Origin of the sequence: Sanguibacter keddieii DSM 10542, assembly GCF_000024925.1 — a bacterium.
In the GTDB taxonomy this organism is placed as follows: domain Bacteria; phylum Actinomycetota; class Actinomycetes; order Actinomycetales; family Cellulomonadaceae; genus Sanguibacter; species Sanguibacter keddieii.
This window is the reverse complement of record NC_013521.1, coordinates 3231867-3255175: the sequence shown is the minus strand read 5'-3', so window position 1 is coordinate 3255175 and position 23309 is coordinate 3231867. Positions and strand designations below refer to the sequence as shown.

Sequence of the window (23309 nt, the reverse complement as noted above, 5' to 3'; positions counted from 1 at the left end):
TCGGCGGGTGCCAGCAGCTGGCGCTGGCTACAGCGGCTTGCCGGCGCGCATCTCGGCGACGAGCGACGCGACGACCGCGTCGAGCTCGCCGCCGTTGCGCCGGGCGACGGCGCGCTGACGCTGGTACCCGGCGCCTCGGCGCATGATCGTGCGGATGCCGTCGAGCTCGGTGAGGCAGCCGAGGCGCTGGGCGACCGGCTCGAGCTCGACGAGCAGCTTCGAGATCGCGTCGGTGACGAGCTCCTCGTTGCCGGCCCGGTCGAGGATGACGATCGCGTCCATGCCGTAGCGGGCCGATCGCCACTTGTTCTCCTGCGCGAACCACGGCTGGATCGTCGGGAGCTCCTTGCCCTGGTCGAGCAGCGTCGACAGGTGCTCGACGAGGCAGTGGTTGAGCGCGGCGAACGCGAGCACCTCGGTGATGTTCGACGCGCCGTCGCAGATGCGCGTCTCGAGGGTCCCGAACCGGGGGGAGGGGCGCAGGTCCCACCGGACCTCGTCGAACTGGTCGATGACGCCGGTGTGCATCATGTCGGCGACGTAGCCCTCGAGCTGTTCCCACTCCTCGAACTGGAAGCCGAGGCCCGCGGTCGGCAGCTGCTGGAACATCAGCGCGCGGTTGGAGGCGTAGCCGGTGTCCTTGCCGCCCCAGAACGGGCTCGAGGCGGACAGCGACTGGAACATGCCGAAGTAGCCCAGCATGGCGCGCGAGATGGGCAGCACCTTGTCGCGGTCCTCGATGCCGACGTGCACGTGCACGCCGTAGATGAGCATCTGCCGGCCCCACCACTGGGTCCGGTCGATGAGGGTCGCGTAGCGCTCCTTGTCGGTGACCTTCTGCTGCGCCCACCGGGCGAAGGGGTGCGTCCCGGCGGACATGAGCTCGACCCGCAGCGGGTCGGTGACCTCACGGATCTCCTCCATGCTGCGCACGAGGTCGTCGCCGGCCTGTCGGACCGTCCGCGAGACGCCCGAGACGACCTCGACGGTGTTGAGCAGCAGCTCCTGGCGGATGTGCGGGTGCTGCGACCCGTCGGCCGGGGCGACCGCGTCGAGGACCGTCTGGGCGACCTGCCGCAGGTCGCCGGAGTCCTTGTCGACGAGGGCGAGCTCCCACTCGATGCCGACGGTCGACCGCTCCGACTGGGCGAAGGGCAGGTGCATGGTCACTCCGAGTCTGACGGGCTGCCGGGCGTGGAGCCGGGCGTGGTGGTGGGTGCAGCCGGGGACCCGAGGGGCTCGACGACCAGGATCTGCTGGCTGCCGGCGACCCGGGTGAGGACGAGCGTAGCCTCGGCGGACCCCTTGAGCGCGAGCTGGGCGCGCAGCGACTCGGGGGTCACGGCCGTGCCGCGCTTCTTGATCGTCACGCGGCCGACGTCGCGGGCCCGCAGGTAGCTCTTGAGACGCTTGACGCCGAAGGGCATCGTGTCGAGGACCCGGTACCCGGTGGCGAGGGGCACCTGCCCGGCGTCGTCGTGCCGGGTGTCTGTGGTGACGTAGGCGATCGTGCGGTCGAGGAGCCGGCCGTCGAGCTCTCGCGAGAGGTCTGCGACGAGCCCCGCCCGGATCACGGCACCGTCGGGCTCGTAGAGGTACCGGCCGACGCCGTCGACTCCCTCGACGGCGTCGGGCAGCGTCTCGCCCTCGCCTGTGCCGGTCCCGATGCCGTCGCCGCGGTAGGTGCGTGCGGAGGTCTGCCCGCCGTCGGTGCGCAGGAGCAGCGCCGATCGTCCGGGGCCGTCGGGGGCCAGCGGGCCGAACCAGAGCCCGGCCTCGACGACGTCGCCGTCGACCGAGACCCACTGCGCCTCGCAGTCCTGGGGCAGGCCCTCGTGCGGGATGCCGGGCCCGACCTTGATGCCGACGGCCGGGACCTGGTCGCGGAGCGCCCAGACGTCGTCGAGGGCGGGGGCGTAGGCCTTCGGGTCGAAGATCCGCTTGCCGGAACGGGTGCGGCGGGCCGGGTCGGCGTAGATGCCGCCGGTGCCGCCGGTGAGCCCCTCGGCGGCGAGGTCGAGGGCGAGGCCGTCGGCGTGACGGACGACGGCCTCGGGGAAGGCGCGCAGGTTCACCGTGGCGACGGCGGCGGTCGCCTCGTCGAGGTCGGTCGCCAGGACCGTGAGTCCCACGCCGGCGAAGGCCATCGAGTCGGCACCGATCCCGCAGGTGAGGTCCGCGACGGTGGTGATGCCGGCGGCGAGGTAGCGCTGCGCGTGGTGCGCGGCGACCACGAGGCGTGTGGCCTGCTCGAGCCCCGCCGGGGTGAACAGCATCCCGTCGGCGAAGGGCCCGAACTTCGGCTCGGCCTTGGCGCGCAGTCGCGACTGGGTGAGGACCAGCGCGACGACCTCGGGGTCGAAGCCCTTGGCCCGCAGCCGTTCGGAGAGGACCATCGCGAGCTTCTCCTCGTAGGGCGGGAGGGCGTTGAGCAGGGCCCACGCCTCCTGGTCGAGCAGCTTGGCGAGCGCGGACGGTTCCATCCCGCGATCTTTTCACGACTGCCGCCCTGCGGCTGGCCGTGCTCACGCCCGCGGACGCCCGCGGACGGTCTGGTCGGGCTCCAGGGCTCCAGGGCTCCAGAGCCCCCGAGCGTCCGTCGAGCCGTCATGCGCCGTTCACCCTGCCGTCGCCGAAGCGTCCATAGAGCCCTCCTAGTGTGGACAGCGCGTCCACAGCCGTGGTGCGCACCGCACCGGCTCCGGAGGGCACGTGACGAGAACGGCACGCGACCGCGTGATCATCTTCGACTTCGACGGCACCATCACCGTCGGAGACGGCCCTGTGCTCGCCTACGCCGCGCAGGTCGCGACGCGGCTCGCCCCGGGCCTCGCCGACGGCTTCCGGGCTGCCGTCACAGCCGGGCTGCACGGCGAGACCAGCACGACCAGCACCAGCACGACCAGCACGAGCACCACCACCACGAGCACCGGCACCACGAGCACCGGCACCAGCAGCGTCCTCACGGCAGACGCCGTCGACGACTACGACCTCGTCCGTCAGGTCGCCCTCCTCCACGGGGCCGACACCGCGCTGCTGTCGGCGGCCTACCTGGCCAGCCGTGAGCTGCTGGCGACCGAGAAGGCCCCCATCGCCGCACCGGCCCTGGAACCGGCGCGAGGGACCCGGGCACCCGACGACCTCGCCTCCTGGCTCCGCAGGCTCAGCACCCAGACGTACCTCGTGCTCGCGACCAACGCACCGAGCACCGGTCTCGACCGGGCGCTCGCGGTCCTCGGCGTCACCGACGCCTTCGACGAGGTCCGCACCTCGGTCGGCAAGCCCGACGGGATGCACGCGCTCGTCGACGAGATGCTCGCCCGCGGTCCCGTCCTGAGCGTCGGCGACGTCTGGCACAACGACCTCGAGCCCGTCTGGGCCCGCGGCGCCACGACAGCCCTCCTGACCCGCGCCGGAGCCGGCGACGCCCGGGCGACGTACCGCGCCGACACCCTCGGCGGGCTCGCCCCCAGCATCACCGCCTGGGCCTCGGCAGCGCCCGACCTCCGCCGGCCGCACCACGCACCCCCTGTCCAGCACCTCACCAGCACCGCTCCCTCCACCTCTCACCGCACCGCACCCACCACCGCAAAGGCAGACCTGTGAAGCTCACGAAGCTGGCACTCACCTCCGTCGCTCTCCTCACCCTCGGCTCGCTCGCCGCCTGCAGCTCCGACGCCTCCGGGAGCACCGACGGCGGCCCGGCCGCCGACCCGACCTCCCTCACCCTCGCGCTCGTCCCCTCGCAGGACCAGGGCGGGCTCGTGGACACCGCCAAGCCGCTCACCGACTTCCTCACCGACGAGCTCGGCATCGAGGTCACCGGGGTCGTCTCGAAGGACTACCAGGCCGCCGTCGAGGCGATGGGCGCGGGCCAGGCGCAGATCGGCTTCCTGCCCTCGCTCCAGCTGTGGCAGGCCTCCGACATGTACGACGCGTCCGTCGTCCTGCAGACCGAGCGCAACGGCAACATCTCGTACCCCGCGCAGCTCATGACGAACAACCCGGACAAGTACTGCGACGACACCCCGGTCGAGCGCGACGGCAAGCTGTTCTGCAACGGCGCCGACGCACTCGTCGGCCCGGCCGGACTCGACTCGATCACCAAGGTCGAGGGCGCCAAGGTCGCGCTCCTCGGCCCGGGCTCGCCGGCCGGCTACATCTACCCGGTGCTCGCGCTGAAGAACGCCGGCATCGACACCGACAACGGCATCGAGCAGATCCCCGTGACCACCAACGACGCGAGCGTCCTCGCGGTCTACAACGGTGACGCCGAGGTCGGCTTCAGCTTCTGGGACGCCCGCGACATCGTCACCAAGGACGTCCCGGACGTCGGCCAGGAGGTCGTCGTCTTCGCGCTCACCGACGAGATCCCCAACGACGGCGTCGCCCTGTCGGCCGACCTGTCGCCCGAGCTCCAGGACAAGATCACGACCGCGCTCGCGGACTACTCGAGCACCCCCGAGGGCTCGCAGATCCTCACGGACATCTACTCGATCTCCAAGCTCGCCCCGGCCGACCCCTCGACGCTCGACGTCGTCGCGCAGGCCGCCGAGAAGCTCGGTCTCCAGTGACCGTCGCTCCCCAGCAGGTGACGTCCCGCTCCTGGCCCGTCCGGGTGCGGGACGTCACCGTGCGCTACCCCGGCGGCGTGACCGCCCTGGACGGCGTGACCCTCGACATCGAGGCGGGCGAGATGGTCTCGGTGGTCGGGCTCTCCGGATCGGGGAAGTCCACGCTGATTCGCACCATCAACGGGCTCGTCCCGGTCACCTCGGGCGAGGTCACCGTCGGAGAGCACACCCTCGGGTCGCTCTCAAGCCGCCAGACGTGCGCCGTCCGCGGCAGCATCGGCATGATCTTCCAGGGCTTCAACCTCGCCAAGCGCACGACGGTCCTCAACAACGTGCTCGTCGGGCGCCTCGCGCACACCCCCACGTGGCGCACCCTGCTCGGCGCGTACACCGCGGCCGACAAGCAGCTCGCCTTCGAGGCGCTCGACCGCGTCGGGATCCTTGACAAGACGTGGCAGCGCGCGTCGAACCTCTCCGGCGGGCAGCAGCAGCGCGTCGCGATCGCGCGAGCCCTCACGCAGGAGCCCCGCATCGTCCTCGCCGACGAGCCCGTCGCCAGCCTCGACCCGCCCAGCGCGCACGCCGTCATGGGGGACCTGCGCCGCATCAACACCGAGCTCGGCATCACGGTGCTCACCAACCTGCACCTGCTCGACCTCGCGCGGGAGTACGGCACCCGGATGATCGGGCTGCGCGCCGGCAGGGTCGTCTACGACGGCCCCGCCGCGACAGCCAGCGACGCGGTCTTCGAGGAGATCTACGGGCGCAGCATCCGCCAGCAGGATGTGCTCGGCGGATGAGGGCCGCACCGACACCGGCCTCGACCAGCGGGGCGGACCCGCGCGCTGCGGGCGCACCGCTCGCCGTCCCACCGCGCCCCGCCGGCCGCTGGAAGCCCTGGGCGGCCTTCGCCGTCGTCGTGCTCCTCACCGCGGCCACGCTCAGCCCGTGGGCCATCGGCTTCGACGCCGACGCCATCGCCCGGAACTGGCGCAACGGTGCCGACAGGATCGTCAAGCTGTTCAGCCCCGACTGGTCGTTCTTCCCACGGACCGTCGAGCCGATGCTCGAGACCCTCCAGATGGCCGTCGTCGCGACGGTGGTCGGGGCAGCGGTCGCGCTGCCCGTGAGCATGTGGGCCGCGCGCCCCACCAACCCGAACCGGTGGACCCGCGGCGCCGTGCGCCTCGCGCTCAACGTCGTCCGTGCTGTCCCCGAGCTCCTCTACGCCGCCGTGCTCGTCGCGATGGTCGGCGTCGGTGCGCTCCCCGGGGTCATCGCGCTCGTGCTGTTCAACGTCGGCATCATCGTCAAGATGGTCTCCGAGACCATCGACGGCTCCGACCGCGGTCCCCTCGAGGCCGGGCGCGCCGCCGGCGCGACCCAGACCCAGATCAACCGGACGATCGCGCTGCCGGAAATGCTGCCGAGCTTCGTCAACCAGACGCTCTACGTCCTCGAGCTCAACGTCCGTGCGTCGAGCGTCCTCGGGCTCGTCGGGGCCGGGGGCCTCGGCCTCCTCGTCGACGCCGTGCGCACGTACTACCGGTACGACCAACTCTCCCTCATCATCCTCGAGATCCTGGTGGCCGTCCTCGTCATCGACCTCGTCAGCTCGATCGTCCGACGGAGGCTCGTATGACCACCCTCGCCCCCACCCGCACCACCCGGACCGAGGTCGTCGCCCCGCGCCGCCCGGTGCGCGTCCTGCGTGCCGTGGCCCTCAGCGCAGCCACGGCGGTCGCCCTCGCGGCCTTCTGGTCCGTCGACATCCAGTGGTCGCGGCTCGCCAGCCTGCCCGGGCAGGTGGTCCACTACCTCGACCTGATGTTCTCCGCGCCCTCCTGGGACAAGCTGCCCGAGGCGCTGCGCCAGACGCTCCGGTCGGTCGAGATGGCCTGGCTCGGCACCGTGCTCGGTGTCCTCGTGTCCTTCCCGCTGAGCTTCCTCGCCGCACGCGGCTATGCGCCCGCGCCGGTGCGGGCCGGGCTCCGCGGCCTCTTCTCGCTCATCCGGGCGGTCCCCGAGATCATCATCGCGATCATCATCCTGTCCGTCACCGGGCTCACACCGCTCACCGGTGCGCTCGCCCTGGCGGTCAACAGCGTCGGGACTCTCGGCAAGTGGGGGTACGAGTCCGTCGAGGGCGTCGACCACGGCCCGGTCGAGGCGGTCCGCGCCGCCGGCGGCTCCACCGTCGAGGCGCTGCGCTGGGGGGTGTGGCCCGGCGCCGCGACCGACTTCTTCTCGTTCTGGCTGTACCGCTTCGAGATCAACGTCCGTGCGTCGGCGGTCCTCGGGCTCATCGGAGTCGGCGGGATCGGCGACATGCTCACCTCGTACACCCAGTACCGTGAGTGGTCCACCGTAGGGGTGCTGCTGATCGTCGTCGTGGTCGTCACGATGGGCATCGACGCGATCTCCGGCGCGGTGCGACGCCGCCTCACCGACGGGAGCACGACACGATGAGCACGGTCCTCGACCCCGCCGACCCTGGGCCTGACGTGTGGCCCTCGGTGCGCATCGCCACGGTCCGCAACACCCTCCAGCCCACCGAGCGGCGCGTCGTCGACCTCGTCCTCGACGACGTCGCGGGAGCGGTCGAGGCCACGGCCCAGGAGATCGCCGACCGGGCCGGGGTCGCCCGCTCGTCGGTGATCCGCACCTGCCAGCGCCTCGGGTACCGCGGCTACCCGCAGCTGCGCGTGGCGCTCGCCCGCGAGCTCGCCAGCGGTGCCGAGCCCTCCACGCACCCGGACACCGCCGTGGGCCGGGTCCGGACGCACGTCGAGAGCCTCGCGGCGACGCTCCCGCAGATCACCAGCGTGCTCGACGACGACCAGGTCGAGCGCGCCGTCACGCTGTGCGTCGGCGCGGGACGGGTCCTCGTGACGGGCAACGGGCTGTCGTCACCGCTCGCGGCCGACCTCGCCCTGCGTCTCACCGCCGTCGGCCGCCCGACGGAGTGCGTGGCCGACCCGATCGGCCAGCAGATCGCCGCCGCCCAGCTGACCTCGGCGGACCTGTGCCTCGTCGTCTCCGGGTCCGGCGCCAGCGAGTCGAGCCTGCGGGTGGCGCGTGCCGGACGGGCCGCGGGGGTGACCGTCGTGGTGCTCACGAGCTTCGTCGAGTCGCCGCTCACCGCTCTCGCCGACGTGGCGCTCGTCGTCGGTCCCGCTGCCGGGTCGTTCCGCGCCGAGCTCGAGCACACGTCCCGTGTCCCGCACGCGATCGTCCTCGAGGCGCTCGTCGAGGTGGTCGCCGACCGGCTGGGGGAGCGTTCCCGTCAGGTGCGCTCGCGGGTGCTCGACGTGCTGAGCGCCAACCTGTCCGACTGACCCGGCCGGTCGCGGAAGACCCTCGCCTCGGGAATCATGGGACGGTCCCGACCACGGAGGAGCCACCCATGACACCCGCAGCCGACAGCGTGCTGGCCGTCGCCGACTGGCGACGCAGGACCGCCGCGACGTACGCGCACGTCCGGGAGCTCGCGGTCGACGACCCGGCGGCGGCGCACGCCGCCTGGGTGCGCGACCGCGACGAGATGTTCGCGACGCACCCGGCCTCAGCCCTCGGTGATGCCGGCCGAGCGAGCTTCACCGGGCTCGACGTGGCTCCCTACGACCCGGCGTTCCGCTTCGAGGTCGAGGTGCAGCCCGCTCCCGAGGGCCGGCTCGACGTCGCGACGGGCACCGACGGCGTCGTCCCCTTCGAGCGGGTCGGCCTCGTCGAGCTCGACGGACTGGGAACCCTCGGGCTCTGGGCGCTGCGCTCGTACGGCGGGGGTCTGTTCGTCCCGCTCAAGGACTCCAGCGCCGGGCAGGCGGGCGGCACCTACGGCGGCGGGCGCTACCTGCTCGACACGATCAAGGGTGCCGACCTCGGCCAGACCGCAGGAGGTCGGCTCGTGCTCGACCTCAACTTCGCCTACAACCCCTCGTGCGCCTACGACCCGGCCTGGGCCTGTCCGCTCGCCCCGCCCGACAACACGCTCGCCGTCCCGCTGCCCGTGGGGGAGCGGGCGCCGGAGAAGCACCTGGTCGCGGAGCTCTGAGCCTGACGCTACCGGCGGCTCAGGGGGTGGACGGTGGGCGGTGGTGGGTCGTGCTTCTGGCCGCAGGTCTGGCGTTCGCGATCCTCTCGAGGACTGGGTCGGACGGGTACCCGAGCTTCGCGTAGGCCTTCACGGCGACCCTCGCGGCCTCGACCTGACGGCGGGTGACGAAGATCTGTGCGGGCGACGGCTCGGGGTCGGTCTCGGGTACCTCAGGCATCGGTGACCTCCACAGGGTCCTCGGCATGGGACGTCGAGCGTGTGACGACATCTAGGTCCGGATCGTACCTTTCGCGGTCATCCTGCGCATAGGCGAGGCGCGCGGAGACACGGGCGATCGCACGCACCATGTCTCGGTCCTCCTCCTGGAGGAGCTCCGACTCGGTCAGCTCGCCCAGAACCGCTACTCCGGTGCTGCTGAGAGCGGCGTTGTCCGACGTCGCCGACTCCGCCGACCATCGCAGCATCCGCATCGTCTCCTCTCTGCGACGCCAGGTCTCGAGCTCTCTCGCGCTGCGCCTCGTCAACCTCTGGCCGAGCAGCACGGCGAGGAAGGAGAGCAGCGGGTGGATACGGATCGGCCGAGAGCGGACACCGGCCATGAGGCTGGCACTCACCTTGACTGAGTAGCGCAGAGACACTTCTGCCCCCATCCGCAGTTTCATGCGGTGGGGGCAGATGACTTCAGTGCGCTGAGTGCACCCGTTGCGCCTGGCGGGGGGAGCCCGGGGGGAGTGCCGCGCTGCGGCTGACGGACTGGTGAGGGTTGCTCAGCGGATGTGCGGAATGCTGCACCAAGGAGCCAAGTGTTGTCATCGCACCGCCGGACCGATGATGGCGTTGTCGTCGGGGCAGCGGAAACAGTCGCCATCGTACAGGGCGGCAACGCTGTGCTCGGTGCACCAACGCGAGCTTCGCGGCTCAGGTGCGTCTGGAACGTTCTCATGTGCATCGTGCTTGCTCGCTGTCGTGTCCATCTAAGGGTGCTCCTTCTTCAGTGGATGCTGTCTTGAAATCCACTCTGAAGCCCCTGTGATGCCCCCACCAGGCGCTTGATGTCACACGATCGCGCCTGAGTCGGACCTGCCGAGCCAGTACGCGCTCCGAGAGGCTTCGCGCATCGACATCGCAAGGCGCCAGTTTCGTCGGCGGTCGACTGCTCCCACTGCCCATCTCACCTGCTCGTCCGTGGCCGCCGATTCGAGCAAAGCTGCGATGGACCCAACTGTCCAGGCTCGACCAGCCTGGAAGGGGCCACCACCCACGTTCTGCTGCGATGCTAGAGAAGCAAACTTTGAGGGAAGATCAACGAAGCGCAGTAGATCCGTGTACAGCTTGTCTCGTTCGCGCCAGTGGAGCTTGGGTCCGCGCTGGAGGACCCTATGGCGGTTCGACTCTGCGGCTGCCGTGAGCAGGTCGCTCTCTTCAGTGGTGAGCTGGCCCCACGAAACTGCAAGATCTGCCGGGACCCACAAGTCGCCCATATGTTCATCGAGTAGTGTGAGCTCCACCACGTCCGGGGCTGTGAGTGTCGATGCAGCGTCAACGACGAGGCTGAATCTCTCGATGGGCACGTGTTTTTGGTCGTAGGGCCAGATTGCGGACCGCGATCCTGCGGTGACTCGCAAGACCCGTTGAGCGTCCAGATCGTCCTTCTGGTGCGCGGTGAGTGGCTGCCCGTGTGCAATCGGCACGGCACGCCAGCTGGGCGGCATCTGCAGTGACCACCCGGGCTGCTTCGTCGTCAGGGGGGCAGAAAGCGCAAGGCCCACGACCCAACGCTCGATCGTACTCATAGTGACCGCCCGTTCGGCACGCCACACCGCAGCACCTCCTTGCCCTTGATAGTCCATGTCGCTCCGGGCGGCGCAGTCCTCCATAAGCCACGAGTCTGACCACTCGGCCCCCAGGAGGTCGTGGCGCCAAAGAGCGAAGACTCGCTGCGGCTGGTCAAGTTCTCGCAGGTTGTCGGTGCGTTGGGGGCCACCAAGGAGCTTTCGCGCAATATGGAGGAGAACCTCGAATCGCCAGGGAGAGTGCCAGGCGACATCCTCCTCATTCAAGATCGTCTTGACTTCCGAGTCAGCATTGGTCCGCAGCGCGCGCGCCTCTGCATTTGAGAGTGTTGCGGCGACAGTCAGTCGCCAGAGGCTGAGAGCCGCGCCATGGGTGATCATCGTGGGAAGTGTCTCCAGGCCGTTGTCCGTGTACGGATGGGCTGAAGCGATAGCGACAGCCAGCGCGTCGGTCAGCGGCCTGGGTGAGTAGTGCCCGGGTCCGCGCCGCGCGGGCTGCCCAGGGAGTCTGAGTGCCAGAGAGGCCGCGCGGCGCATCACGTCGGGCTCAGCACGGAACGCCACACGCACACGGTTGTCCTGTTCGATCCTCGAAGGTGGTGGTGGGAACCGAACCACAGTTGACATGTGCGTGAGTCGTTCATCCTCCCCTCGCTTGGACTGTGCGACGACGAACTCATCGAGCAGGGACCGGATCGCCGCTTCGCGGCTCAGCGATCGCCTCGCGGACACCTCCTGCAACGCGGTCACGGCTTCCGGCGACAGACGGACGCTTGTTTGGATGAGAATGGTGGACATCGATAGCCCTTTCATTGAGCGGCGTGGTGTACAGCAACCCGTGACGACAAGCTCGCGATCTTCTGCTCCTGAGTCTCAGACTATGACCGGATTGTGTCGGCGGAGCGCGGTGAGTGTGTGAAAGGACCCGACCTCCGCCGGGTGACGAATCTCGGAGCCTGCCCGCCGTCACCCTTCCGAGGTGCCGCCAACAGCGCTATGGTCAACGCGGTCCTCCCGGCGACCCCCTGCGCGCCGGGAGGGCTACTCGCCGTCCAGGACGGCTGCGGCCGCACGCACGGATCGCTGTACGGCACCGGGATGCCGGTACATGGCGCCCCACGGGCGGAGACCAAGCTCGCCGCCTCCAGAGCAGATGACGACACCTGCGATCGACCCCACGGCGCGCGCCCGGGCCTCGTACCCCTCTCTCACGATGACGTCGAGTCCGAGGCGACCAAGAGCTGCAGGCTCCTCGCGGACGCGCACCCACCCCTCGGGCACGTCGTCGCCGCAAACCATCCAGTGCCACTCGCTGTTCCTGCCCCCGCCGACAAGGGCCTCCAGGCGGAGCGCGTCGTCAAGGACCGCGAGGTCGTCGGCGTAGGCCTGGAGGTGCTCCTGCCGCGCGCACCGGATCTCGTGAAGGCGCTCTGCGAGGACGGAGGCCAGCCCAGCGTCCTGGAGGACGATGTCGGCGACGAGCGCCGACATCGCTGCCCCGGACATGCCGATGCCGGACGGGGTCGGGACGAGCCCGTCCTCGACGGCGATCCCCACCCCGAGCCACCACTGTGACTCGGCCTCCTCGACGGCGTCCGCTGCTGCGAGGTGCGACCAGGGCTCGACGCTCGGGTGCACCGGTGCCGGGTCGAGAGAGGCGAGAAGATCGCGGTCCTCGGGGCTGAGCGCGCTCACGCTGACAACCCCGCAGCTTCAACGCGGCGGAGGTTGCGGTAGAGGGTGGCGCGTGACCACCCAACGGCTTGGGCCGCCTCCTCCGACGTCGAGCCGCTGGCCATCATGAGGCGTGCCGCTTTGACCTGCCCTGCGACGGCTGACGCTTCAACGGGGCGTCGGCCGAGCTGCACGCCTCGGGATCGGGCTGCCTGGAGCCCAGCATTCACTCGTTCCCGCACGAGGTCGCGTTCGTAAGAGGCAAGGGTCCCCAGGATCCCCAACATCATTTTCCCCGTCGACGTCGACGGATCGATCCCATCCTGCAGACTGCGGATCCGAATGCCCCGTGCCTGGAGGTCCTCCACGGTCGACAGCACATCGAGCAGCGATCGGCCCAGGCGATCAATACGCCAGACGACGATCTCATCGTCAGGGCGGGCGTATGCAAGAAGGGCAGCGAACCCCGGCCTGGTGGCGGAGCCGCTGCCGCCGCTGATCACGTCGGAGTAGACGTGCCGCTCCTCGACACCGGCGGCGATGACGGCATCTCTCTGGAGCCCGTCGGATTGAGAAACGGTACTGACTCTGGTGTAGGCGAGCAAGGTCATCGGTGGCTCCGGTGTATTCGTGGTCGAGAGTCTCATCTAACCCCGAACCACCGACATTCCCGCGACGGCTGCCTGAGACGACATCCTGCGACGGCAGATCGGCTTGTTCCCGTCGCTCTCCGTGGCCGACAGGACAGCGGTCGAGCTGTGTCATCAGACAAGTGTCTGTGCGACTCTTCGGCTACTCCTGGTCGAAGAAGGTCCGTCGTGTCCGGCGGAGGAGATCCTCGCGTCGCCGCTCGTCCAGAAGGCGCGCGTAGGTGTCCTCACGCTTCTGGTGTTCCGCGCGCTCACGCGAGGTGATCCACTCAGGCTCGCGGAACTCGTGGGCAAGGATGACCCAGTGGCCGGACTCCGCCAGGCCGTGTCCTAGCCACACGTCGCCCGGCGCGAGGGGCCACTCGAAGGTGTCCGGCGCGATCACGTGCGTGTGGGTGAACGTTTTCGGTTTCCGAGCAACCAGTGACCAGATGATCCGGTAGATCACCCAAGGGATGAGGATCAAGCCCAGGGTGAGTGCCATGCCGAACACCAACATGTCTTCAGCCTGTTTGTGCTCCGCGCGCGTTCTTCTGCGCTGCCAGGGGGCAAGACGCCCGGAACGGTGCGTGAAACTCGTCCGTGTGGTCGACGGGGGCGAGTCCGCGTACGCGGTGAAGGCGCGCCAACCGGTGGGGGTTGCGAGCCAAGGTCCGTAGACCTCGCCCATCCTCGGGCGTGGTGTTGCAGTCATGGAGCGATTCTTGCGCATGGTGGTCAGGCTGCTCGCGACAGCGCTTCCTGCACGCTGGCGTTCGCCGCTTGAACGGCTTCGAGGATCTGCGAGGTGCGGCTGTAGGTGCCGAGCGGCAGCGACGAAGAGTGCATCGGGCTGTCGGGGTCGATGAGCACGACCTCGGTGACTGCGACGCCGTCACCGAGGTCGGCCGCGTCCGGAGCCGTCTCCAGCGTGACCGCCCAGCGACCGCCACGAGGCACGAGCCCGTGCTCGTCACGGCCGTAGGAGCGGCATCCGAGAGTCGATGGCTGCGACGGTGTCAACCAGAGGGTCGAGGGTGTGCGGAGCTCCTGAGCCAGGGCGTCGACCGCGCGGGTGATGATGTCCAAGTCGCGACGGAGACGCACGGCGTGCACGCGCTCGGCTGAGGCGATCCGGGCGAGGAGCCCTGTGATCCGCTGTGACCGGCTGCGCTCACCGCTGTAGACGAGGTCGGCCGAGGCGTCGAGGATGTCAGCGTAGGCATCGCGGACAGGACCTGGAACCGACACGAGCTCGCGCGGGCGCAGGGCATGCCGACCGAGGCCGACGGCCGCGAGGTGCCCGTTCATGACGGTGCGCCGCTGCACCAGCTGGATACCGATCTCGGCGTGGGCGAGGGGCGGTCCAAGGGGTGTGGTGTCGAACAGGTCGCGGAGGAGGTCACGCTCATCGCGCTCGTGGTCGTGCGCGGGCATGGGGACTCCAAGGTGAGTAGTCGTGAACCCCCGCTATCGCGGGGCGTACAGGTTGTGCGGGCGGGTCAGCCGAGAGCGTCGATTTCTGTGGTCAGGTCATCGACCTGCTGCATCCGCGCCTCGGGTGCCACGAGGCCACCGACGTGCTCCTGGATGGATGCGGCACCCCCGATGCCGATCTCGCCTGCCCGGTCGATCATCTCGCCCGGCAGGCCCATGATCTGGGCGACTACTAGCCCGGAGAGGACCAGGAGGGTCGTCCACGCCCGGGCGGTCACGCTGCCACCTCCATCGCCTGGAGCTCGTCCAGGCGCTCCTGGTCTGCCAGGAGCGCGGCGTAGGCCGCGTCCGCCTCCTGGCGACGGCAGGAGGCGAGGGTTGCAGCCTCGACGTCCGTGATGCCGTTCTTCGGCGTCTCCCAGACGGTTGGACGGCTCGCGGCCTGGAGCTCCTCCAGGAAGTCCTGCTCCTCGTCCGTGAACGGCCACTCGGCAGCAGCAGCATTCTCGCGCTCGGCCCGCAGCGCCCGTGCCAGGCTCAGGTCGAAGGCCTCGTCGGAGCCACCGGCGTCGTGGGCGAGGACCGCAGCGGCGGCGAGAGCCTTGGCATCCTCGTCCGTGATGTCGAGGCCGAGGAAAGCGGCGATCTGCTCGGCCTCGATCTCGTCGGCCGGGTAGCGCGCGATCGGGAGCCAGAAGGCTCCACGGCGGGTAGCGAGGGTGAGGGCGGTCGTCGAGTTCATGTCAGTCTCCTTGGTCGGCGGTGCTGCGGTGATCGTGCTGGTGGGTGCTGCGGTCATGATCTGCGTCCTTGACTATTGGTGCTACGTGGTGTACTGCCTTACCCCTTAAAGGTAACATGCACCATCAACTCGGTGCAGTCACTGCTACCTGGTGGCAGGTACAACACGCGCGGTTGCGCACGTATTCCTGGTGTGCGGGGGGCTGTAGTCGGACACCTCATACCCCCCTCTGCTACCGACGGTGTACTTCTTGTGCGCCACGAGGGGTGCCAGTTGTTGGTGGGGTGTACGCTTGTACACATGAAGACAACTGCTGCTACTACCCCACGGAAGACCCCCGCTCCGTCCACGCTCTCGACTGCCGAAGCACTGGAGGCTCTGGCGGCGGCTCGACGCCAGGTCGCTGACGCGCAGGCGGTGGTCGACGAGCGGAAGATCGTGTTCGAGGACGCCCTGGTCGCGGCGAAGCACGCCCGGGCGACGAACGCCGAGCTCATGGAGGCGTCCGGCATCAAGTCGGTCCGGGGCCTGGAGCTGGCGCGTAACCGGCACAAGGCGCGCCAGGAGCAGGCCAAGAAGTAGCCGCCTCCGGGCACGAAAAAAGCAGCCCCCGACACGGATCCCGTGTCGGGGGCTGCTGGTGGTTCTACGTGCGCTCGATGATCGTGATCGAGTTGCTGGTACTGGAGTCCAGCCCGGTCTCGGGGCGGCAGGTGACCAGCACCGTGTCCCCTTCCGCCAGGGCATCCCAGAGGGCCCGAGGCAACAGGCTCTTCGGGCTGACGTCGCTGTAGGTCACGACGCCGGGGCTGCCGTCGGGGAGTACGACCTCAGCCCCCACGGCGATGGTGCTACCAGCGTCCCTCTCCACGAGCCGGTTGCCCGGATTCTCAGGGGCACCCCCTGAGTGCACTAGAAGTATCTGGCCCGCAGACCACGGTTCCGGTAGGCCAGTGACCAGAGCGAGCCCCCGCCCCTGTGGCTTCAGGACGCCGGAGCCTTCGACGAAGGCCACCTCCTCGACGATCTGTTCACTCCATCCACCGAGCGACGGGATGGTCAGAGCGCCGGTTGCGACCTGGGCGACCTCATTAGCGACAGGAGCCGAGGCGGGCGCCCGCTCGGACTGAGCCGGCGCCTCCTTGACGGCAGGTTCGACCTCGACCTGGTCAGCGACTGGCGGGGCGCCCGAGGCCTTGATCCCCGAGCGCCCCGTCGTCTCGACGGTGCGCTGGACGCCTGTCTCCTCCTCCATCGAGACGTTCTGGATGGGGACGGCCTGATCCTCCGGCAGGGCTGAGACGCACCCTGCCGTGCCGACGGCCAGCAGGGCGAGTCCGACGACCCACCCCGCTGACCTGCGGCTCACAGACCCTCCGAGAGACGCCTGCTGACGGCCATGGCGCCGAGGATCCCAGCGCCTGCGACCAGTGCGCCGCCGGAGACGATCCCGGCGACGGGGGTACCGGGCTCCTCGGCCAGACCCGCCTGGATGACGACCTGGGGCGTGGCCCGAGTCGGAGCGACCTCGGGCGCGACCGGGGTGGTCTCGACCTCGGTCACGACGGCCGGGGCAGGCTGCTCCGGCGCGACCTCGGGCTCGACGGGAACTGGCTGCTCGGCCGGTGCCTCGGGGTCCGCCGGGATGACAGGGACCTCAGGGTCAACCGGGTCGACCGGGGTGACAGGCACCTCAGGGTCGACAGGCTCAGCCGGCACTTCACCGTCGAGCACGTAGCGGAAAGACTGCTGCACGGCGAAGTCCGTGAAGCTCGCCCCGTCCGCGTAGGTCGAGGCTCCCGTCCAGGTGACGGTGTACGTGCCCGTGGAGAGCCCAGAGAGCTCCGCAGGGGTGTTGACCACCGTGTTGCGCGTCAGGCCGTCGTAGACCCACTCACCGCGCCCGACGACGTCCCCCGACTCAGAGGTGACGGTCGCGATGACAGTTTCACCGCCGACGAACCGCGCCATGAGAGGAGACGTCGGCTGGACCGTCACGTCCGTCGGTCCGGCGATGGTCTGGATCTCAGACGGACCGTCCTCGCAGGACGGGCCGGACGGTGCTCCGGCCATGCGCACGCCGCCGCCGTTCGCGTGAGCGAACTCGGGCACCGCCGTCAGGCAGGTCGGCACGACGTTCTCCGTGGCCGCCCATCCCCAAGCCGGGTCAGCCGCAGCCGTCCAGGCACCACCGAAGTTCGTCAGCGGGACCCCAGCCGCGTCAGTGACGGTCGTCGTGACGGTCCCGACCGGAGCCGCCATGCCGCTCTGGTCGGTGGTGGTCAGGCCGAGCGGTGCCGTGAGGGTGACACCACGGTCCGCCGTCATCGGCAGCTGGGACGCGAGCGGAACCGGGGTTCCGCCACCAGCTGGCGTGTAGATGACGGTGGCGAAGAGGCCCTCGGCGGGCCACGTGCTGGCGTCACCGAAGATCACGTCGACGCGCAGGTCGCCTCCGGGGACCACGGTCGCCGACGACCCGGTCGCGATGACACCGGGGGAGGTCGGGGAAGTGTCCCACTGTGCGGCAGATGCCGGGCCTGCGGTGAGCAGGCCGAGGCAGAGGAGCGGCACCGCGAGGAACGCGGCACGGCGAGAGGTCTTGCGGATGGTCGTGCTGGTCATGATGTGGTCCTTTCAGGGCCGTGCGCGGGCCGAGTGGCCCGTCGCGGTCGTGCTCCCCGTAGATGTGCGGGGGTGCAGCAACGGCCCGTCACCGGGTGGTGACAGGCCGTGGTGTTGCGGGCTCGGCGTGCGTCATCGGGATGCACGCCGAGCCGGGGTGAGCGGCAAGCCCTTCCTGTGTCGTGGTTCGGGTGGGTGGAACCGGCCGGGTGGCCGGGGTATGAGAGACGGCCCGCAGCGAGGTGCTGCGGGCCGTCAGTTGGCGAGTCAGATCGGGAGGAGGGGCTCGTCCTCGACATCGCCGTTCAGCTCCCTCAGCCGGACGCTGATCGGATCGGCGCCGTCGAGGTCGTCCAGGGACAGCTCCAGATCGTCGAGCATGACGTCTAGGTCCTCTGGCGAGATCGTGGAGCCGGCCTCCCCAGTGAGCCACGGCAGCGGGACCCGGAGATGGGCGGTCCGCGTTGCGAGGTCGTCCACGTCGTCGTCCTTCACCCAGTACGTGCGTGCACGTACTGGGTGCCGATCGGTCTCGCCCTTGACGTAGCAGACACCTCTCATGGCAGCGGGGATCTCGTGGCAGAGACCGCCGACCTGTGACGCACCGGCACCGAGGATGGTGTCGGTCATGGCCGAGTTCGTGGTCGCGTACCCGACCCTCTGAGCGATCAGGTCACGCAAACTAGTCGGGATGACCTCTGACGCGGGCTTCTGCGTCGCAGCCCACACGACGACCGCAGCCGCACGGCCAAGAGCCACGAGGCGCCGGAGCTTGCCCGCGATCGCGGCTTCGATCGCCTTGTCCTCCTTCTCGGTCGCCCCCGACACAAGGTCTGCGAGCTCGTCGACCACGATGACCAGCATCGGGAACTCTTCGCTCAGCAGATCTGCGGAGAACTTCTTGACCCCCTGCTGCTCCTTCAGCCACGCGTAGCGGCGCAGCATCTCCGTCTCGACCTTCGTGAGCAGCTCGATGACGTCTGCGGGAGTGTGGACTGTCGCTGTGAAACGTGGCGCCCACTCAGCCTGCTCGACGAGCTTCGGGTCCAAGCCCAGGATCGCCGTGTGCTCCAGCTGGGAGACGCCTCGCAGTAGGGTCGTAACCGCCCCGCTCTTTCCGCCACCGGGGATACCGCCGACGAGCAGGTTCTGCTCCAGGAGACCGAGCGTTACCGGGTCGCCGTGCTCGTTGATCCCGAACGGGATCTTCTTGTAAGTCGGGACCAGGCCCTCGGGGTACATGGCGATCTCTCGCAGGGGGTCAACCCTCGCGTGCGCCACGAACCCCTTCTGCGCCTCTGTCCGTCGCGCGATGACCCACTCTGCGTGCTGCGGGATGTCGAGGTCGAACTCAGCCAGACCGGCGAGTAGCGCCTCGCCGAGCTGGTCGCGAGTCACGCCCGCAGGCGCTCGGGCGACGTGGACTCTCTCGACATCGCCATCGACGTTGGACTCGACCCACAGCCGCACCTCCCACGGAGGCTTCTTCAGCGCGGCCGCGACCGCGTTGCGGACGGCGAGGTCGAGAGCTGGGGCGTGCTGGACCACGCTGGAGTGCCCGTGGGGGTCGAAGGCCACCATCGCCTGGCCCGTGAGCCGACCGACCATCGCCTGGACTCTCTCACCGTCGGAAGCCTTCACCGATGGGGAGAGGGGCTGTCGGGATGACCCAACCCGGGGGTCAGGGGCATCGGTCGTCAGGACGATCTGAGCCCCGTCACCCTGTGGGATGACTGCCTCAACAGCGAAGGCCCCCGAGATGTCGAGGGCCTTCGCTGCGCGGCGGACGAGCCGCTTCCTGTCGGTGACGTCCCGGTAGGACGGCACCTCGATGACGTGTCGTGACATCACACCTCCAGGTGGATGGGTCGGGGTAGAGCAGGGCCGCGCATTGGCTCAGCAACGGCGGAGAAGATCCCCTCACTGTCGAGGAGGATCTGACGGGCAGCGATCGTGGCTGCCGATGCGGGGGCAAGGCGGATACGCGCGCTGGATGCCTCGATGACCTCCCACGCGTCCAGGTGATCCGCGACGCGAACATCCAGGTCTGACCTGGACGCCAACACCCCGCTCGGTGGGTTGTGCAGCGTGATGAGGACTGGGACTGGGGCGGAGAAGAGGCCCGAGGTTCGCCTGTGCACGACGGACCACGAGAGTGGCTCGGCCCCTAGCAACTTGTCGTCCGAGATCTTCAGCGCCGCCCCAAGGCTTGGACCGATCTGACGGCGACGTCGAGCCAGCGCGGGAGCGCTCGTCTCAGCACCTCCGATGACACCACCGATGATCACTGCGACGGCCAGCTGGCCGACGGTCAGGTGACCGCGCCAGACTGTGAAGCCCCACCAGGCAAGCCCACCCACGGCAGCACCGAGCAGCGTGCCCGGAAGACCGTAGGAGAGCATCCCCGCCATCCGTCGAAGACCAACGCGCTCGTGGCGACGAGCAGCCGACCTGCGCATGAGGGTGATCGACGCGAGGAGCGCCAGGCCGACTGTCACTGACCACACGGTCACCGGGTCGTGATCGCTGTGGGCACCGAACCCCGCGAACGCGATGGCCCCGATCGCAGTCAGACCCGCTGAGAGCCGGTCGAAGATGTCGTACGTCCCGCGACCGGCGGCAGCGAGTCCGTACCCGACGCCCGCGACGCGAGCGGTGTCGTGAGCGACGGTGGCCGCGATGCCTGCGACCTCACCGCGCCCAAGGTCGGCTCGCACGCGAAGTTCCGACCAACTGGCGAGGACCAGAGTGGCGACGAGTGCCACGGACGTTGCGGTCCCAGCCCAGCGTGGCGATGAGGCCGTGCTCTCCCAAGCGGCCCACCCAGCGGCGACTGGCAGAGCCAGGAGCAGCACCAGGTAGGTCGCCACGCGCAGCAGAGCCCGGAAGGGCGACAGGGCGACGCGTGTGGCTACTCGGCGGACGCTCATGTGATGCTCCGATCTCTGCTGAGGTTCGCGACGACAGCCGCGACCGGTAGCGCCCCAGCAGCGAGCGCCGCTGCGACGCCGAGCGTGTCGGTGTCACGCACTGCGTAGGCGAGCAGTGACACCAGGACGAAGCCGCCGAGCGCGATCTTCGACCCGCGAGTGCGGACGATGACGGCAGCGAGGACGACGTTCAGGACGAGCCATCCCCACGCGAAGCCGCCGACCAGGAAGGCCAACACTCCGGCAGCGAGGCCCGTCACTCCGAGCGCGACCAGGCCGACGATCGAGAGACCGGCTTCAAGCTCAGCCGGCTCCTCGTCGACGACCGGCACGTCCGTGAACGTGTCCCCGTACTCGTCGTCGAAGGAGACCTCTTCCTCGCCCCAGTCGTCGTCCTCATCGACCACCGGTTCGGTAGGCGTGGGGTCCGACAGCGTGCGGTCGTAGTCGGCCCTGCGCCGCTCGTCACCGAGAGTGTCGTAGGCCTCGGTCACGGCAGCGAAGCGAGTTGCGTCACCACCCTCACGGTCAGGGTGCAGCCGCTTCGCGAGGCTCTTGTAGACCACGGCGATGGTCTCTGGCTCGGCATCACGAGCGACGCCGAGCACGCTGTAAAAGTCGGTCATGGTCGGGACCCTCTCTCGATCTCGTGGGCGGTGCCGCGCAGCTGATAGGTCCACTGGACGACCGACCAGTCAGCGTCCGGACGGTCCGGACGTTCAGCGCGCACCACCACGGCGGTGCGCGTGTCGGAGCGCATGACCTCCACGCGCTGGCGACGGCCAGCCGGTGTCGTCCACAGGAGCAGTGAGCCCGTGTGCCCGACGGGCTTCGGAACCGCAGACTGCAACCCTGAGCGCACGACCATGGGCAGGTACGCCTCGGCTTCGATCGCGGCAGCGTGCTCCCTCTTCGGTGCACGACCAGTGCCCGCGCCGGTCGGTGGCGCGACCAGGCGCCCGGGGCTGACGGTGCCTGTCTTGCGCACCGCGCGGGTGCCGGTCGCGACCACCAGTCGGGTCGCCGCGACCGACCACGGACCAGCGGGGGAGAGGAACGACTTCCCCTGCACGGCCGACAGCGGGCGCGTGATGCGAGCGACGACGATGCGGTCCTCGTAAGCCCTGAAAGCGTCCCTGCGCTGCTCGAACGTCGACTCCGTCTTGCGGGCCGCGCCGTGCAGGGCGACGACAGCCTCAGCGAGCACACCAGCGTCGGGCGCGACCTTCCGGAAGGCGTCCGGCAAGTCATCGACCGTGAGCGCCCGCTCGGTCCATGCCACGTCGGCCGTGCTGAGTGAGAAGCTCCTCTCGCCGTCGGGAGCGATGGTCACGCCGACAGCCGACGGCGTAGGGAGTGCGATGAGTCCGGTCATGGGCGTGTCCTCCTCCAGAGGGCGATGGCGAGCAGGGCGAAGAGCCCTGCGGCGATGGAGTTCTGCACGGTCGAGAGGATCCCGGCGTGCGATGCGATCGAGCTGATGAGTGCGGCTGCGGAGATGGCTCCGGCCGCGATGAGTGCACCTCGGCGGACAGGCCTCAACGCGTCGACGAGCTCACCGAGATAGGCCTGGACGGTGAGCGCCCGGAAGCGCCTGCGCGCGAGGTAGAACACCCCACCGAAGGCGATCAGGAGCAGCAGGACCGCGTTGCTGACCAGCACTGCTGGCACGATCGCGAGGCCGATCATGGCGAGCACCAGAACGGCCGAGACGCCGATCGCCTTCACACCGAACTTGAACGCGAGTCGTGCGAGCGGGTTCGGCTCGGGCGGTGCGGCAGGAGGGGCCTGCCGGAGGGGGATGCGCATCAGTAGATCTCCTCGTCTGCGTAGCTGTTGTCGGGGCGCCGGGCGCGTGCGAGCGCAACACCCGAGGTGCCGAGCGTGACGATCGACGCGAGCGCGAGGGCCAGGACCGTCTGCCAGGTAGGCGGTGCGGACCGTGACGGCGCCTGCGCGCCAGGGGCAGGGTCGGCGACCGGCTCGTCAATACCGGTGCCGTCGTCGATCGGTCCGGCCGGGACCGGGACCGGCGCAGGTGAACTGGCGGCCGGGGGAGCGACAACCGGCACCGCGCTGGTCACCGTGATGCGCCCGGGAATCTCCGCGAGGGTTGACGTCATTGTTGAATGAGGCTGGAACGTGACGACGCAGTCACCCCCCTCAGCAGGCGCGGTGATCGTGACACCGTCATGGCCAGCCTCGTAGTCCCACTCGGCCGTGCACGCACCGCTCTCGACGATCACCTTGTCGCCGTACAGACCGGGGTACTCAGTGCCTCCGGTGAGCACGCTTGTGTCGACGAACGCGTCCTGTCCGGGCGCGATGGACACGCTCGTGTCCTGCGCGGTGACGATCGGTGGGGCGTCGATGGACGCGCTAGCTGCGGTCGGAATGCCCACGAGAAGGGCGACAGCCAGGGCGGCTGTGGCGACGGTGGTCGTGCGCATGATGTCCTCCTCGGGAGGTGGTTCAGGGGTGTGGGAATTGGCACTTCAAGACTGATAGGAATGATTCTCAATATCGTGATATCCCCCAGAGCGACTGCACGGACCGGGGGTGGGTGGCTCTCCCCTCTCTGACGCCTGCCTCGATCAGCGCGCTGAACACGCCGCCCGGAGGGCCAGAAGGTGTGTCGCCGACGGCCGGGTCGCTCGTGCGCGGAACAGCTCGATGGGAGAGGGGGCGTGTCATCGGCTCGGGCGCCAGGCCGTCGTCGTACCGGCCAGTGCGGAGCGCGTGTTGATGGGGTTGGCCCCTCCGGCCCGGATCTTCGTGTGCTCACGGGCCGGAGGGGTGAGTGGGTGCGCAGACCACGGTGGATGATCGCCACCGGTGCAGGTCGAGC

The 23309-nt window shown here is 69.4% G+C and carries 27 protein-coding genes; 8 read left to right on the top strand and 19 right to left on the bottom strand.

The annotated features are described in order from the left end of the window. Positions 1-27 precede the first annotated feature (27 nt). Positions 28-1164, bottom strand: coding sequence for a glutamate--cysteine ligase (locus tag SKED_RS14315; RefSeq protein ID WP_042438096.1), 1137 nt, complete (start codon positions 1162-1164; stop codon positions 28-30). Between the two features lie 2 nt (positions 1165-1166). Next, positions 1167-2483, bottom strand: coding sequence for a class I SAM-dependent methyltransferase (locus tag SKED_RS14310; protein WP_012867887.1), 1317 nt, complete (start codon positions 2481-2483; stop codon positions 1167-1169). 229 nt (positions 2484-2712) lie between these two features. Between SKED_RS14310 and SKED_RS14305 the strand changes: the two genes are divergently transcribed. The 7 genes from SKED_RS14305 (at position 2713) to SKED_RS14275 (ending at position 8628) form a co-directional block, all read left to right on the top strand. Continuing rightward, on the top strand, positions 2713-3606 hold the full coding sequence (locus tag SKED_RS14305; protein ID WP_012867886.1) for an HAD family hydrolase: 894 nt from the start codon (positions 2713-2715) through the stop codon (positions 3604-3606). After that, the gene (gene phnD, locus SKED_RS14300) at positions 3603-4574 is read left to right on the top strand and encodes a phosphate/phosphite/phosphonate ABC transporter substrate-binding protein (protein ID WP_012867885.1); all 972 of its coding nucleotides are present in this window, start codon (positions 3603-3605) and stop codon (positions 4572-4574) included. The genes SKED_RS14305 and phnD overlap by 4 nt, the downstream gene beginning before the upstream one ends. Continuing rightward, on the top strand, positions 4571-5374 hold the full coding sequence (gene phnC / locus SKED_RS14295; protein WP_012867884.1) for a phosphonate ABC transporter ATP-binding protein: 804 nt from the start codon (positions 4571-4573) through the stop codon (positions 5372-5374). The genes phnD and phnC overlap by 4 nt, the downstream gene beginning before the upstream one ends. Continuing rightward, complete coding sequence (phnE, locus tag SKED_RS14290) at positions 5371-6216, top strand: phosphonate ABC transporter, permease protein PhnE (RefSeq protein ID WP_012867883.1); 846 nt, start codon at positions 5371-5373, stop codon at positions 6214-6216. Before phnC ends, phnE (SKED_RS14290) begins: the two co-directional genes overlap by 4 nt. Next, entirely contained in the window at positions 6213-7043 is an 831-nt protein-coding gene (gene phnE / locus SKED_RS14285) for a phosphonate ABC transporter, permease protein PhnE (protein ID WP_012867882.1), read from the top strand. Before phnE (SKED_RS14290) ends, phnE (SKED_RS14285) begins: the two co-directional genes overlap by 4 nt. Next, the gene (locus SKED_RS14280; RefSeq protein WP_012867881.1) at positions 7040-7912 is read left to right on the top strand and encodes a MurR/RpiR family transcriptional regulator; all 873 of its coding nucleotides are present in this window, start codon (positions 7040-7042) and stop codon (positions 7910-7912) included. Before phnE (SKED_RS14285) ends, SKED_RS14280 begins: the two co-directional genes overlap by 4 nt. 68 nt (positions 7913-7980) lie before the next feature. After that, positions 7981-8628, top strand: coding sequence for a DUF1684 domain-containing protein (locus tag SKED_RS14275; protein WP_012867880.1), 648 nt, complete (start codon positions 7981-7983; stop codon positions 8626-8628). Between the two features lie 19 nt (positions 8629-8647). On the opposite strand, the gene SKED_RS14270 is transcribed toward SKED_RS14275, so the two are convergent. From SKED_RS14270 to SKED_RS14230, 9 genes are all read right to left on the bottom strand, one after another. Continuing rightward, on the bottom strand, positions 8648-8848 hold the full coding sequence (locus SKED_RS14270; protein ID WP_012867879.1) for a hypothetical protein: 201 nt from the start codon (positions 8846-8848) through the stop codon (positions 8648-8650). After that, positions 8841-9245 (bottom strand): hypothetical protein, encoded by a 405-nt coding sequence (locus SKED_RS14265; protein ID WP_143755754.1) that lies wholly within the window; start codon positions 9243-9245, stop codon positions 8841-8843. The genes SKED_RS14270 and SKED_RS14265 overlap by 8 nt, the downstream gene beginning before the upstream one ends. A gap of 441 nt (positions 9246-9686) precedes the next feature. Next, positions 9687-11222 (bottom strand): hypothetical protein, encoded by a 1536-nt coding sequence (locus tag SKED_RS20085; protein WP_143755752.1) that lies wholly within the window; start codon positions 11220-11222, stop codon positions 9687-9689. A 243-nt stretch (positions 11223-11465) separates the two neighbouring features. Next, positions 11466-12119, bottom strand: coding sequence for a hypothetical protein (locus SKED_RS14255; RefSeq protein WP_012867876.1), 654 nt, complete (start codon positions 12117-12119; stop codon positions 11466-11468). Continuing rightward, positions 12116-12709 (bottom strand): recombinase family protein, encoded by a 594-nt coding sequence (locus SKED_RS14250; RefSeq protein ID WP_012867875.1) that lies wholly within the window; start codon positions 12707-12709, stop codon positions 12116-12118. Before SKED_RS14250 ends, SKED_RS14255 begins: the two co-directional genes overlap by 4 nt. 181 nt (positions 12710-12890) lie before the next feature. Beyond that, entirely contained in the window at positions 12891-13247 is a 357-nt protein-coding gene (locus tag SKED_RS14245; protein ID WP_012867874.1) for a hypothetical protein, read from the bottom strand. Positions 13248-13465: 218 nt separating this feature from the next. Beyond that, complete coding sequence (locus tag SKED_RS14240; RefSeq protein ID WP_012867873.1) at positions 13466-14164, bottom strand: hypothetical protein; 699 nt, start codon at positions 14162-14164, stop codon at positions 13466-13468. 65 nt (positions 14165-14229) lie between these two features. Then, entirely contained in the window at positions 14230-14442 is a 213-nt protein-coding gene (locus tag SKED_RS14235; RefSeq protein ID WP_012867872.1) for a hypothetical protein, read from the bottom strand. After that, the gene (locus SKED_RS14230; protein ID WP_012867871.1) at positions 14439-14963 is read right to left on the bottom strand and encodes a hypothetical protein; all 525 of its coding nucleotides are present in this window, start codon (positions 14961-14963) and stop codon (positions 14439-14441) included. Before SKED_RS14230 ends, SKED_RS14235 begins: the two co-directional genes overlap by 4 nt. A gap of 243 nt (positions 14964-15206) precedes the next feature. Here SKED_RS14230 and SKED_RS20080 point away from each other — a divergent pair, with 243 nt between their 5' ends. After that, positions 15207-15488, top strand: a complete 282-nt coding sequence (locus tag SKED_RS20080) for a hypothetical protein (protein WP_143755750.1) — start codon at positions 15207-15209, stop codon at positions 15486-15488. A 64-nt stretch (positions 15489-15552) separates the two neighbouring features. Here SKED_RS20080 and SKED_RS14225 read toward each other — a convergent pair whose 3' ends face one another. From SKED_RS14225 to SKED_RS14190, 8 genes are all read right to left on the bottom strand, one after another. Continuing rightward, the gene (locus SKED_RS14225; RefSeq protein ID WP_012867869.1) at positions 15553-16275 is read right to left on the bottom strand and encodes a hypothetical protein; all 723 of its coding nucleotides are present in this window, start codon (positions 16273-16275) and stop codon (positions 15553-15555) included. Further along, on the bottom strand, positions 16272-17531 hold the full coding sequence (locus SKED_RS20370; protein WP_012867868.1) for a hypothetical protein: 1260 nt from the start codon (positions 17529-17531) through the stop codon (positions 16272-16274). The genes SKED_RS14225 and SKED_RS20370 overlap by 4 nt, the downstream gene beginning before the upstream one ends. 267 nt (positions 17532-17798) lie before the next feature. After that, positions 17799-19379 carry an FtsK/SpoIIIE domain-containing protein gene (locus tag SKED_RS14215; protein ID WP_012867867.1) on the bottom strand — a complete coding sequence of 527 codons (1581 nt, stop codon included), beginning with the start codon at positions 19377-19379 and terminating at the stop codon, positions 17799-17801. Continuing rightward, on the bottom strand, positions 19379-20296 hold the full coding sequence (locus SKED_RS14210) for a hypothetical protein (RefSeq protein ID WP_143755748.1): 918 nt from the start codon (positions 20294-20296) through the stop codon (positions 19379-19381). Before SKED_RS14210 ends, SKED_RS14215 begins: the two co-directional genes overlap by 1 nt. Before the next feature lie 161 nt (positions 20297-20457). Next, entirely contained in the window at positions 20458-21087 is a 630-nt protein-coding gene (locus SKED_RS14205) for a J domain-containing protein (RefSeq protein WP_012867865.1), read from the bottom strand. After that, the gene (locus SKED_RS14200) at positions 21084-21836 is read right to left on the bottom strand and encodes a hypothetical protein (RefSeq protein ID WP_012867864.1); all 753 of its coding nucleotides are present in this window, start codon (positions 21834-21836) and stop codon (positions 21084-21086) included. Before SKED_RS14200 ends, SKED_RS14205 begins: the two co-directional genes overlap by 4 nt. Next, entirely contained in the window at positions 21833-22270 is a 438-nt protein-coding gene (locus SKED_RS14195) for a hypothetical protein (RefSeq protein WP_012867863.1), read from the bottom strand. The genes SKED_RS14200 and SKED_RS14195 overlap by 4 nt, the downstream gene beginning before the upstream one ends. Further along, positions 22270-22911, bottom strand: coding sequence for a hypothetical protein (locus SKED_RS14190; RefSeq protein ID WP_012867862.1), 642 nt, complete (start codon positions 22909-22911; stop codon positions 22270-22272). Before SKED_RS14190 ends, SKED_RS14195 begins: the two co-directional genes overlap by 1 nt. Positions 22912-23309: the final 398 nt, after the last annotated feature.